General features: G+C 27.2%; 13 protein-coding genes. 2 read left to right on the forward strand and 11 right to left on the reverse strand.

All coding sequences use genetic code 11. The annotated features are described in order from the left end of the window. Window positions 1-135: 135 nt before the first annotated feature. The 10 genes from QZ146_RS08025 to QZ146_RS08070 form a co-directional block, all read right to left on the reverse strand. Window positions 136-471, reverse strand: a complete 336-nt coding sequence (locus tag QZ146_RS08025) for a hypothetical protein (protein ID WP_295723347.1) — start codon at window positions 469-471, stop codon at window positions 136-138. Window positions 472-557: 86 nt separating this feature from the next. Beyond that, window positions 558-1,061: a nitroreductase family protein gene (locus QZ146_RS08030; RefSeq protein WP_295723349.1), complete on the reverse strand. Its 504-nt coding sequence runs from the start codon at window positions 1,059-1,061 to the stop codon at window positions 558-560. A 414-nt stretch (window positions 1,062-1,475) separates the two neighbouring features. Further along, complete coding sequence (locus tag QZ146_RS08035) at window positions 1,476-2,303, reverse strand: citryl-CoA lyase (protein WP_295723352.1); 828 nt, start codon at window positions 2,301-2,303, stop codon at window positions 1,476-1,478. A gap of 145 nt (window positions 2,304-2,448) precedes the next feature. Next, a complete protein-coding gene (locus QZ146_RS08040; RefSeq protein ID WP_295723354.1) occupies window positions 2,449-3,330 on the reverse strand; it encodes a fumarate hydratase in 882 nt (293 codons plus the stop codon). Window positions 3,331-3,353: 23 nt separating this feature from the next. Then, on the reverse strand, window positions 3,354-4,259 hold the full coding sequence (locus QZ146_RS08045) for a U32 family peptidase (protein WP_295723377.1): 906 nt from the start codon (window positions 4,257-4,259) through the stop codon (window positions 3,354-3,356). 65 nt (window positions 4,260-4,324) lie between these two features. Beyond that, entirely contained in the window at window positions 4,325-5,725 is a 1,401-nt protein-coding gene (locus QZ146_RS08050; protein WP_295723357.1) for an MmgE/PrpD family protein, read from the reverse strand. 222 nt (window positions 5,726-5,947) lie between these two features. Then, window positions 5,948-6,439, reverse strand: a complete 492-nt coding sequence (locus QZ146_RS08055; protein ID WP_295723360.1) for a hypothetical protein — start codon at window positions 6,437-6,439, stop codon at window positions 5,948-5,950. A 50-nt stretch (window positions 6,440-6,489) separates the two neighbouring features. After that, window positions 6,490-6,951 (reverse strand): DUF3100 domain-containing protein, encoded by a 462-nt coding sequence (locus tag QZ146_RS08060; protein WP_295723363.1) that lies wholly within the window; start codon window positions 6,949-6,951, stop codon window positions 6,490-6,492. After that, complete coding sequence (locus QZ146_RS08065) at window positions 6,939-7,295, reverse strand: DUF3100 domain-containing protein (protein ID WP_295723365.1); 357 nt, start codon at window positions 7,293-7,295, stop codon at window positions 6,939-6,941. The genes QZ146_RS08060 and QZ146_RS08065 overlap by 13 nt, the downstream gene beginning before the upstream one ends. Window positions 7,296-7,816: 521 nt before the next feature. Further along, window positions 7,817-9,091, reverse strand: coding sequence for a tRNA(Ile)(2)-agmatinylcytidine synthase (locus tag QZ146_RS08070; protein WP_295723367.1), 1,275 nt, complete (start codon window positions 9,089-9,091; stop codon window positions 7,817-7,819). A 360-nt stretch (window positions 9,092-9,451) separates the two neighbouring features. Here QZ146_RS08070 and QZ146_RS08075 point away from each other — a divergent pair, with 360 nt between their 5' ends. After that, window positions 9,452-10,387 (forward strand): transcriptional regulator, encoded by a 936-nt coding sequence (locus QZ146_RS08075; protein WP_295723370.1) that lies wholly within the window; start codon window positions 9,452-9,454, stop codon window positions 10,385-10,387. Between the two features lie 138 nt (window positions 10,388-10,525). On the opposite strand, the gene QZ146_RS08080 is transcribed toward QZ146_RS08075, so the two are convergent. After that, entirely contained in the window at window positions 10,526-11,260 is a 735-nt protein-coding gene (locus QZ146_RS08080) for a hypothetical protein (protein ID WP_295723372.1), read from the reverse strand. A gap of 403 nt (window positions 11,261-11,663) precedes the next feature. On the opposite strand from QZ146_RS08080, the gene serA reads away from it, so the two are divergent. After that, window positions 11,664-13,235 carry a phosphoglycerate dehydrogenase gene (gene serA, locus QZ146_RS08085; protein WP_295723374.1) on the forward strand — a complete coding sequence of 524 codons (1,572 nt, stop codon included), beginning with the start codon at window positions 11,664-11,666 and terminating at the stop codon, window positions 13,233-13,235. Window positions 13,236-13,638 lie beyond the last annotated feature (403 nt).

A 13,638-nucleotide genomic window follows, 5' to 3' on the forward strand; every position in this document is an offset into this window, starting at 1 on the left:
CTAAATGTATTTTTAGGGGCCTTAATCATATCACTAGGATTTAACTCAAAAACAGCAATACAACAATTATCTGAGAACTGAAAAATTCAGACCCCTAAATGTATTATAAACCTAAAAAAAGAAATTGAAAAAAAATTATGAAAATTTTCCTTTCTTCAAATCAATAGATTCTAATTTATCAAATTCTATTTTTTCCCCATCATTAGTAATTTTTGTAGTAATTAAAACATACTGTGACTTTTTATAAAAATAATATAAGAATATAACTAAATTAACAAAAATAAAAAGTGCAGATACAATACAAGCTAAAATAATGAAAATTAAATGAGCAATCCAATTACCATAAGCTCTTTTAAATAGAAAAGAAAAATTATCTCCTTCAGTATTTAATTTAAAACCATTTTCTATAAATAAATCTCGAAGTTCTTCCAATTCTTTTTTATTTTTAGCATGTAAAGTATAGGGCTTCATTTAATTACCTTAAAATATTATAAATCATTAATCATATCATTACTCATTAATCATATCATTAATTATAATCATATAATCTAATATAATCATATAAATTCAACCAAGTCTTCTTTTGTTTTTTTATCTTGAAGGCGTGGTTCAGCATCAATATGGCCAATAGGTGTGAATAATAAAGGCTGATACTCATCTGAGTCAATAAGCTTTTTAGCCTCATCAGGGTTAAAGTTTGCAATATAACATGTTCCAAGACCTAATGCAGTTGCAGCAAGAACAATATGATCCATTACAATAGTACCATCAATATCTGCAATATTTTTATTATCGGATTTACGGGTCCATGCCTTCTCAGCACTGACTGCTACACATAAAGCTATAGGAGCTTCTAAAAACCATTCAGCAGGATAAATTTTTTTTAAATCATCTGCATTTTTATCAGTATCTATAACATATACTTTAAATGGTTGGAAATTAACTCCTGTAGGTGCTAATGCTGCAGCATCCAATATTTTATCTAAATCTTCTTTACTTACAGATTCATCTGTATAGCCCCTTACACTATACCTTTTTTCAATAGTTTCAAAAAAATCCATTCTATTAACTCCATAAATTATTTCAATTAATTTTTAAATTTATTTAATTTAATATAATAATTAAATTTAAATCTAAATATAAGTTTTTAAACCTAAATATAAAATTATAAACCTAATAATAAAATTTTAAACCTAAATATAAAATTATAAACCTAATAATAAAATTTTAAACCTAAATATAAAAAATTATAAACCTAATAATAAAATTTTAAACCTAAATATAAAATTTTAAATCTAAATATAAGTTTTTAAACTTAATTATAAAATTTTAAACATAATTATGAAATTTAAAATTTAAATATAAATTTGAAATCTGAATATAAGTTTTTAAATTTAATTATATAAATTTATTAGAAAACATAATCATTGCTTATTAAAGATTTATAAGAAAAATCCATTAATGAATATTTATAATCATTTTTTAAATGTTATATTTTCAAATCCTTCATAATTAATATCATCTATATCACAGAATCTTCTAAATTCTTCATCATCCATTGTTTCTTCATAACTATGTGCTATCAATCCAGGAAGTCTTCCAATCATAAATAATCCTAAACCAAATTTTGGATTAAATCCCAAATCTGAAAGTATTGCACCATTTATCCCATCAACATTTAAATAAATTCCTTTCTTTTCAATTAATAAATGTTCTATAGAAATTGCAAGTTTTGTATGTGGTCCAAGATGACCTTTATCTATAACAAGATCCACTAATTTTCTTGCACGAGGATCCCTCTTATGATATCTATGTCCAAATCCAGGAATTTTTTGACCTCTAGATAAACCTGCATATACAATATCTAATGCCTTATCTGTAATTTGAGGATCATCCAACTCAGAATCTCCTGATATATACAATGATTTTATAGCATTCTGAAACAGCACCATTACTTTTTCAATAGCTCCTGCATGATGATAACCAAAAGATAGTAATCCTCCTCCTACAGCATTATTTAATGGTGATCCACTTGATGCTATAATCCTTGCTGTTTGAGTACTTGGGGGAGTAACACCATGATCACAGAATGAAACTAATATATGATTTAATATTTCTCCCTCTTCTTTTTTAGGCAATTTTCCCCTTAAAATAAGATAAATCATTTCAGCAAAACTTAAATTTTCTATTAACTCTTCCTGATTATATCCTCTTGTAATGATTTTATCTGGTTCAACTTTAGTAATAGTTGTTTTAAGCTTATGCTTAGAAATATTAGAATTATTTGAATCCTCTGAAGTCAATTTATTAACCTCTTTTAAAATTTTTTCTATAAAAATAATTTATTTATAAAATCTACTTAATTATATTTTATTTACTATATATTTATAAACTATTTAAGAATTTTATATTTTTTCATTTAATTAAATATAAAAAAATAAATTGGGTTTAAATTTTTACTGTCCATTTACGTGGCTCTACAAAACAACATGGCCTTGCAGAAACTATTCTAACACCACTTGCCCTTTGAGGACCAATATTTAAAAAAGTTCCAAGAACTGTAATACTGCCTTTAAGACCCATAGGACCTATATTTAACTGATTTAATTTATTTGAAATATAATTTTCTGTATCTGATTGTTGATTTAAATTACCATAAACCATGGCTTTAATCATCAAATGACTTGCTTCATAATGAGTTCTGCCAATTCCTATTACAGGAATAGCTGGAGTGCAACCTAATAATTTAAGCGAATCCTTAAGCCATAAAATTGTCTCATCAATAATCACCTTATTATCGTGTTTGTGAAATACACGATATGTTTTTGATCTTATCTCAGGGCCGCCACCTAAAAGTAATATATGTATATGGATTTCATCCTCTAAAGCTTCATCATAATCAATATGATTTTTATCAAAAGAATCAATAGATATAGGAGCAGTTTCAATCATTGAAGGTTCATCATATAATCCTTCTGATTGTTCAAGACGTATAAGGTCACTTCCTTTTACTGCCATTGGCCTTGCAGGCAGATTATCCAAGCCCTTTTTTATTCCATTTTTAATATTTTCTATAAAATTTTCCGGTAACTGACGATTATTACCAAGTTCAACTAATACATGAGGTATACCTGTATCATCACATAATGGAAGTTTAGATTTTCTTGCAATCTCCTCATTTCTAATCATAGTTTCAAGTGTCCAAATGGCATTAGAATTGCCCAGACTCTTTTCATATAAAACTGCTCTTTTAAATACATCAAGTTTATCTTGGCTATATGTAGTACTTGCCTTAATTACTGCATTTTGAACCATATCTTCTAGTGACATTTTATCACCTAAAAAAATAATTTCTAATTTTCAGGAATTGCAAGATCTTTTGATGCTTTTGGAGATATAATTGCATCAGGACAATATTTATCAATAATCCTTTTTACAAGCCCTACCTGTTTTACTCTTTTTTCACCATCAGCATTGGTCGTATCCCAATTATGGGTTTTTGCAACAGACCCTCCTGTTTTAAGATATACAGGACTTCCTACTTTTATCATCTCAGGAACTTCATAATGGCGTATAAATCCTCCAGAAGACTTAGGATTTTCAGTATGTAAATCGATAGGAATATTAATTGCAGATCTAATTGATGCAATCATTGGAAGCTGAAGGTCTCTTACCAGGTTTAATGAATCGAGGCCTAAACTTTCAAATAACTTAGCACTTGCAGGATTAGAACATCCTGCATGGGCAGATAATTTAAAATGGAGATTTTTTGGAAGTTCACCTACACTCCTCATATTATTTAATATGTAAAGCAAACCTTCATCATATAATAAAATACCTCTAACACCTAAATCTACCGCCCTTTTAACATCCTCAATAGCATAAACTAGATTATCATAACCTCTAAGTCTATATCCTATACGTACACCCTCTGAAGTATTAACACTTGCACTTGTATCATATGGTGCTCTTGGACCTACAGCTAAAAATAGCTCCATCTCAGAAATTCTTGCTAAATCTGCCATTTTAGTAATTTCTTCATCTGAAAGGAGCATAATACCTTTAGTTTGAGTAACTCGATGAATGAAAATATTTTCTTTTTTACAAGTTTTAACTATAGTTTCAAGTGCACTAGGAGACTGTACTCCTGGAATTTCCAATCTATACTGTCCACCATCATCGAACCTTTTTTTAGATGTAAAATCCTCATTTTCCCTTTCAATTCCCATAGTTTTTAAAAAATTTTTTGTATCATCCATCATTTAAATCATCACTCTAACTAAATATATCCCTCATTTAAATATCACTATAAATAGTCAAAATATTAATTATCAAAATCTAGTAACATCTTAAGAATTTTAGCCATTTTAGAAGATTCCATATGATCAATTGTATTAAGTCTATCAATTCTATAATTAGGATTTAATTTTCTGAATTTATCTATAAGTTCTCCAGGACTTATAGGATTACGTTTGTTTCCTTTAGAGAAAATAGTAGTGTGTTCAAATACTCCTCCCCTAAACTCTTCATTTAATATAAGCTTAACATTAGATGGCCTGGCATCTTCCTCCAAATAATCATATTCATCCTTATTGTAAATTTTAACTTTGTTTGCTAAATATTTTATATCTTTAACTTTATTATCATCAATTTCATCTAAATCTCTAAATAAACCATCTTGTATAAGATAATTAATTTTATTTAGACTTACATCACCATAAATAAGAGCAATAGCTACAGCCATAGGTAAAGATTGTCTTAGCTCCTCTATATTAGAAGGATTGTAGTTATTATGTTCAGATGCAATTTTATAAGTGTAAATATCAACTGAATCTATTGAAAGATAATCTTTTTTAATTGTATTGTGAAGGAATAATGCAGATTCTATAGAAGAGTGAATGTGTCTACAGAAAGGATATACCTTAAAGTAAACATCCTCAATTTGGAAATTTTTCCCTAATTGATCAAGTTGATTTTGAATTCTAGTATTGCGGATTTTACGAGGAGGATTTTCAGAGTCAAGATTACCTATTGCCATAGCTTTTAAAAATCCTTCCTCACCATCTATTATAGATTCAGTACCTGTAAAACCATTATAAGCTAAAAATGCAGAAACAATTCCTGCCCTAGAAGCATTACCTGCATGGAATGCCTTAGCCATAGTACCCCGATGGTCTGATTCTAAAAGACCTGCAGATTGAGTACCACAAATACCTAAACATTGAATAGTTTGATAAAGATTAAGTCTAAGTATTTTACTTGCAACAGCACCTGAGACTAAGGTCCCAATAGTACCGGTTGAATGAAAACCCTGATTTCTATGATTAGGATTTGCAATAGAACCAATTAAAATTCCAGTTTCATAACCTACAACAATAGCCTCTATAAATTCACGACCTGTAATGTCAAGTTTAAGACTCATTGCAATTGCAGTGGAAAATGCAATAGCACCAAGATGAACACTTGCAATATCATGACCATCATCTAAATCTAATACATGAGCAGCAGTTGCAAAAAATAAAGCATCCTCTAACATAGAATGTTTATAATTTTGATCAATTAAACGAATAGATTTTTTAATAGTTTGTGGAGCGATTTCATTTTTACCCTTTAAATATACAGCAATATAATCAATAAAACATAATTCGGCCTTTTTAATTATATCTTCATCTAGGTCATTATACTTTAAATTTACAATAAAATTAGCAAGTTCCTTTACAATCATATAAACACATTAAAAAAGTTAATCCTTGAAAAAAATAATTTTAATAATTAAAAATAATTTGTTTAAACTAATAATTAAATTTTTATATATAAAAAATTTTTAGCCGACATAATATTATAAGTTTTAAAAGTGTTTAAAAAAAGTAAAAAAAGTAATTAAAATATAATTTTAAAATATAAATAGGGAAATTTAAAAAAAATATTTAAATAAAAAAATAAGTCTTTAAATTATATGGAATAAGGTTAAACAAATTTGTGCAATAAAAACAGAACTTAAAAAAGTTCCCATAATAACAAAACAGGTTACAATAGCTCCTCTCCAACCAAACTTCTTAAATTGTTCCCAATCCCTTCCCATTGATATACCAACATAAGCAAGATAGACAGTTATAATTGCAGTTAAATCAACACTTTTAACAAAAGGAACAATATACTGAGAAGTTGGTACCATTGGAAGGGCTAAAATAATACCAATTAAACTTACCCAAATAATTGATGAAATATTATGTGGAGTAATTCTCTCCAGAATAAAACAAACATAAGCCATTGCAGATAATATAAGCATTCCTATAAAAGAATTAATAATTGATGCACCTGTAGAAATATAATTTCCACATGATACAATAAATGAAAAAATTAAAAATAAAAATACCCAATCAATAAGTCTTTTTAAACTAATTTTATTAATCTCTTTATCTAATTTATAATCTATCATATCTTCATCTTTATAAGACTTAAGTTCTATAGAAACTGAAGTTGTTCTTCCTATTTAGGTTCTAACCAACGATAAAGTCTTTCAGTAATTGGAAGACCAATCAAAATTGTTAAATAAATTCCAAGACAGAAACTCAAAAGGTTAGAAAGTCCTGAAAATGCCAAAATATCATCAGACATATGACCTGGAAAAATATCCAGAAGTGGAGCAATAGCTGCAGCATTCATACTTACACTACCTACCCCACTTGCCATAGCAAGAACATAAGGGTGAATTGGAAGGGCAGTAACCAAACTTGATATTAAACTTATAAAAATAGCCCCCATAATAGTTCCAATAACATAAACAGTTAAAACTCCCCTTGCCTCAGGAGATCCAGAACCATATTTATTAAAAATAATTCCTATATTTGGTTCACGACATATTGAACTTGTCATACCAATAGATTCACGTTTGAATCCTAAAACAAGAGCAATTGGTAATGCTATAAATATTGTCCCTAAATGACCCAATTGCTGTAAAAAATTGTAGGCATAAAAGATAATGTATTAACTGATTGTCCACTTGAAACTGCAAGTTTTGCAATAATTGGCACCGTAAAAAAAATCGTTAAACTCTCTGCTACTTTAGATTCATGATTTTGAATAAATTTAATAGGTTTTGCTAAAAATAAGATTAAACCTAAAACCATTGCATACAATAACGGCATGAACACTATACTTATAGTACCAGTTAAAAAAATTCTACGAGGACCAATTAACTCTGAAATAATCACTAAAATAAAAACTATAACATATAGTTTATATTCCCTCCATGGCCTAATCTTATGTTTATTAAATTTATTAAATTTAGTCATCTTAAAAACCCTTTATAGATAAAAAAAGCTTTTAAAAAATCTGTTTAAAGTCTGATTTTTATAAAAATAATTATGTTTATTTTAATAATAATATAATAATTTAAATTAAATTTATACATTTTTATTAATATATTAATCGATTTTATTAAAAAATATTCAAAAAATGCAAATAAATAACGGTTTTAAAAAGACTAATAATAATCATTCAAAATGAGAACAATGAAGTATCCATTAAACTTTTGATAAATATATAAAAAATATTAAAAAATAATGAGTTTATTAAAAAATTAAATAATATCTCAAATTTTAAAAATAAAATATTTAAAAATATGATTAGTTGAAAATAAAATTAAAATAGCTGGAAAATGAAGATAAAATTAAAAATATAAATTTAATAAATCAAATAATGATAAGATTAATTGAAAATAAATTCACAGCCCAGAAAATGAAGAATAAAAAATATAAATTTAAGAAATTAAAAAAAAACTTAAAAAAAATTAATAAAAAGATTAGGAATTTATCTAATTATTAAGATTCATACGACATAAAGGTTTAGCCAAATGTCTTCTCGCCATAACAGGAGTTTCATAGAATTTTCCCAATTGTAAATCACGTTTTAAAGTATGAGGAACTTTAGAAGAATCAGCTAATTTATATGAACAGTTTTTACATTTAAAACCCTTATTTTTACCTGCAGAACTTAATGTTTTACCACATTTTGGACATTTAGGATTTTTATATTCAATATTATTTAAATCCAATACCTTAAATTTCTCAATATTAAAGGTACCCTCCTCTCCAATTCCACCATAAACTTTAATCACATCCCCAGCCATTAATTTTTGAACTATTTTTCTAAAATCCTTAGTAGGCTCATATGCACCACATTCTATTTTAGCTGTAGAGTCCTCAAGAGTAAAGAAGAAATGTCCTCCTTCAATTGAGTGGGGAGTGTCAACAACAGTACCTTCCACAATAAATGAACCATACTTTCTCATGGATTTAATATTCTCTGCAAGTTCTAGATGCATATCGGTATGTTGATTTGTTAAAAATATACAATAATCTTCAATTTCCTCATAGACCTTTACAATATTTTTAGCTTCAAGAAGGCTTTCGGGGTTATCTGCTCTTATACCATAAAGAACTGGACATGGAGTTTTAGGTTCAATAGCAATATATTTTCCATCAATATTTTCAAAAGTATCTGTCATCTCATCCATTAAATAAACAGAATCATAATCAATTTTACGTTTTCCTCCACGATTTTCAGGAATTCTATAGGTTAAAAGTTCATAGGTACAGTCAGTCAATTTACAAGAGATTGTAGCAAGAGCCCCTATAATACCTCTTCCTTTTTTAAATTTGAAGATTTCTGCACCAATATGATTTGCAAATTCTTCTGCCTCATCAATAGTAATAATAGAATGAAGTGCCTTAAAAGCAAAATCCTCCATTTCACTAGTGATTTTACCCTCATAAAATACAACACCAGGATGTGTATTATCACAATCAAACATGGATAATTTAGATACTTCATCTAAAATAATATTTTGAGCTTTCTTAAAATCATTATATTCAAACTGTTCTTTTGGAAATTTAAATGATACTCCTCCATTACCACGTGTTTTATATCTTGCAAAAGGATTTAATCTAATAAGTCTTGGATACCCCTCAATAACAAAGCCTTCCTTTTTTAACTTTTTAATTAAATCCATACAAAGATATGTAGTGCACATACCATCTGGTGAATCTGTATCATCGATTCCTACATAAATATAGTCTATAATAAACAACTCCAAGTCAAATTTAATAATAACTGGTTAATAAGCTAAGTAAAGAGATAATAAAAATATAATCTAAATAATATAAAAATTCTTTTAAATAAGCTAAGTAAAGATATAATAAAAATATAATCTAAATAATATAAAAATTCTTTTAAATAAGCTAAGTAAAGATATAATAAAAATATAACCTAAATAATATAAAAATTCTTTTAAATAAGCTAAGTAAAGATATAATAAAAATATAACCTAAATAATATAAAAATTCTTTTAAGTAAAAATATATAATATAATATAAAATATAAATAGTGCTTAAAAATTATAGAAAATTAGACAAACAATATAATAATTTTACAACATGAGGTGATTCCTATGGATATGAATAGGAATAAATTAATACAAGAAATTAATCAATTATTACATATTGAAGGCTTTCAAACATCACATGTTTATGAACAAAGTTGTTTTGATATGATAGCTAGACGTAAACTTTTACTTCTTCTTATGAAAGTCCTTGTAAATATTGACAGTGTTAATGAAACTCATGTAGAAGAAATTAAAAAAATATCCGATGTTTTTCTTGCAAGTCCCGTTCTTGTAGGGTTAAAAACAAGAAGTTATCCTCTTGAGGAAGATGTTGTATATGAAAGACATGGTATTCCTGCAGTTAGTGTAGAAACTTTTAAAAATATGATAAATGGAGAATATCCAGAGGTTCTAGCTGACCGTGGAGGATATTTCGTAAACATTAACGGTAATTTACTTAAAGAATTTAGAGATGAGTACTCTCTATCCCTTAAAGATCTTGCAGACATTGCACATGTATCAAGAGAAACAATATACAATTATGAAAATGGTAAAGTAAAAGCAAATATTGAAACTGCAATGGTCTTAGAAGAAATACTAAATACAAAAATTACCTTTGACATTGATGTTTTTGAACCCTACCAAAGTCCTGAGGAAATTCCAACAAACAAAAATAATGATTTGGCAAAACTTGGTTTTGGTGTTGTATCAACCAATAAAACACCTTTCGATGCACTTGCAAAAGTTAATGATACAAAAAGTGCAGAAAGCCCCTTGATTGCAAATATGGATAAAAATAGAAATATCAAAACTTTAAAAAAGATGGCAGTTCCACTTAAAGACTTGTCCCTCATTACATCATCTGATTCATTTTTTGTTATCAAAAATGAGAAATTTAAAGAATCAATTGATGGAATACCTGTTATTAAATCCTGGGAACTTAAGGAAGCTGATGATACAACTGACTTTATTAAAATGATTAAAGAAAGAAAAGACACATAAACATCTTTACTACTAATTTTATCAAATATAGTTGTTTAGCAAATTTTTATTATAATCATTTATAAACAAGTACAATAAAAGATTATAAATCATTTATAAACAAGATATAATAAAAGTTAGTAATTTACTATAAAAAAATTATAAATTTTTAAGGAATCCAAATGTTTGTTCTGCCTCTATTTGTGAAGCCACACTGACACAAGCCATCTCTGCATAGTCAAGTGTTTTAAAGAAATTAAATGCCTCATCAGGCCTTTGAATACCGCATGCAAGAAGTCTTGAAACAATAATATTTTTATCTAATTCATTAAGCATAGATGCAAGTTCTCCCTTTTCATTATCAAGAAAGAAATCAACATCCATAGTATAAGCAATCTTATTTATAGGAAGCATATAAAAATCAAATAAATCAAGATCTAATTTTCCATTTAAAAGTTCTCTTGTTGTATTAAATGTTCTTGAAGTAATAATTCCAGCCATTATCCCCTGATTCTTAATCTCTTCTAAGATTTTACTAGTATAATCCCAGTCATAAGCATCAACCAACATATCATCAACTAACATTACTGGAGTATCATATTCAGATAATGTTTGAATATCTTCAATATAATTTGCCTCTTCTCTGGCCTTATTAAAATCTGGCATTAAGTAATTAACATTAGTATGTCCAATAGTTCCTATTAATTTCATATTAATAGATTCATCTTTTAAAATGTTTAAAGCATCAAAAATAGAAGGATTATTTGGAAGATTCATTGCCCTTACACCCATTTGATATGACCTGCGAATTACAGAAGCAATCTTTTCAGGTTGATTATATAAATCTAATTCATATATACGAGTTCTATGACCAAAATAACCTTCACAGGTCATTGGAGCAAAACCTAATACGGCTCGTGGAATACTTACACCATTAAAAACGAAATCTTCTTCAAAAATAATACCAACACCTAATTGAAATTATAAAGCAAATATAACTTAAATAAATATAAACTATTAAAATTTATATCCTTAAAACATATAAAAGATTTCTTAATTTATATTTGAATTTATCCACCATATTTTAAAAAATGAAAAATATCAACATGACTAAAATAGTGAATTAAATATTTATAAATATCAAAAAATATAGAAATAAATCTATAATATAAATTATTATTTTATAAATATTAACAAATTTAATTTTAATAATATATATTTAAAATAATTTTTTTATTAAAAATCAAAGAAAAAATCGTTTTAAATAAATTTTAGACTTATTTTAATAGGTGAAAGGATGAAAGTGCTTGTTGCTGATGCAATAGATCAAGAAGGTATTGATAAACTCGAGGATGTAGCAGAAGTAGTTGTAGATACTTCTATTACTCCCGAAGAATTAAAAAATACAATAAAAGAATATGATGGAATAGCAATTAGAAGTAGAACTAAAATGACTGCAGAAATTATTGAAGCAGCAGATAAACTTAAAATTATTGCAAGAGCTGGTGTTGGTGTAGATAATGTAGATTTAGAAGCAGCAACCAAAAAAGGAATTATGGTTGTTAATGCACCAGAATCCACATCAGTTACTGTAGCAGAGCATACTATGGGACTTATGTTATCTGTTGCACGTAAAATATCAATTGCAGACAAATCCACCAAATCAGGCCAATGGGAGAAAAAATTATTCAAAGGTATTGAACTTAAAGGTAAAACCCTTGGTGTTATTGGAATGGGTAGAATAGGTTCACAAGTAGTTTCAAGATGTAAAGCATTTGATATGGGTGCAATTGCATATGATCCATATTTACCTCCAGAAGTTGCAAAAAATATGGGTGTAGAATTAACAGATTTAGACACAGTACTTAAAAACGCAGATGTAATTACAATCCATGTACCACTTACTCCTGAAACTAATCATTTAATCTCTACAGAACAATTTGAAATTATGAGAGAAAATTGTATTATTATAAATTGTGCTCGTGGAGGAATTATTGATGAAGATGCATTATATGTAGCACTTAAAGAGAATAAAATTGGAGGAGCAGCACTTGATGTATATGAAAATGAACCTCCTGAAGAAAGTAAATTAATGGAACTTGACAATATTGTATGTACACCACATATTGCAGCATCTACTAACGAAGCACAAAAAGGTGCAGCAATTATAATTGCAGACGAAATTGCAGATTTATTTAAAGGTAAAACCCCTAATAATATTTTAAACATGCCACGTATGGACAATACTGATTTTAAAGACTCTGGCAAATATTTAGATTTATGTGAAAAATTAGGTGGTTTTATTTCCCAATCAATTAATGGTACAATTAAAGAAGTTTCTGTAATTTATGGTGGAGAAATCTCTAAACTTTCAAATAAAGAAATATTTACAAGAACCGTATTACAAGGAATATTAAATCCCATATTAAGCAGTCCTGTAACTGTTGTAAATGCCCCTGCTGTTGCTGAAAGCAGAGGTGTGCAAGTAACAGAAGGTATTAGAAATGAAGGTAAAGGATATGAATCATTCATTAAAGTTGTTGGTAAAACTGAAAGTGATGAATTCTCTGCTGAGGGAACTGTTCTTTATGAACCAAAAATCTTAAAAGTTAATGGTTATTGGGTTGATGTTAAACCTGAAGGACACATGTTTATTGCAAGATACAAAGATGTTCCAGGAACAATTGGTACTGTAGGCACTAAATTAGGCGAAGCTAATATTAATGTTGGTATTATGCAAATTGGTAGAGATACCATTGGTGGAAATGCAGTTATGATTTTAACTGTAGATCATGAAATTCCTGAAAATGTATTAAAAGAATTAAGTGAACTTGAAAATGTTCATGATGCTGTTAAAATTGTTTTATAAACACTAAAAACAATTTAACTACTCTTTTTTATTTTTTTATATACCTAACATATCGTATTTTAAAACTTATTCTACAATTAAAACAAACATTATATTCTTGATTTAAACTTAAATTATATTTTAAAAAAAGATAGAATAAATTTAGAGTATAATCAAGAATTAAAATTATATTTTAAAACTTATTCTATAAGTAAATCAAACATTATATTAATATTTTCAAAAAATAAAAAAAAGCACAAGAGTTAAAAAAAAGATATTGAATCTATTTCATCAATATTATACCAAAAATTACGAAATTGAAAAGATTTAAAACCAATACGTGAAATAATTGAAGATTTTATCAAAGTAACCAAAGATGCATTTGAATTAGGAAAAATTCCACAGTTACACCATTGAATCCATG

The sequence above is a fragment of the uncultured Methanobrevibacter sp. genome, from assembly GCF_905235195.1.
Taxonomy (GTDB): Archaea; Methanobacteriota; Methanobacteria; order Methanobacteriales; family Methanobacteriaceae; genus Methanarmilla.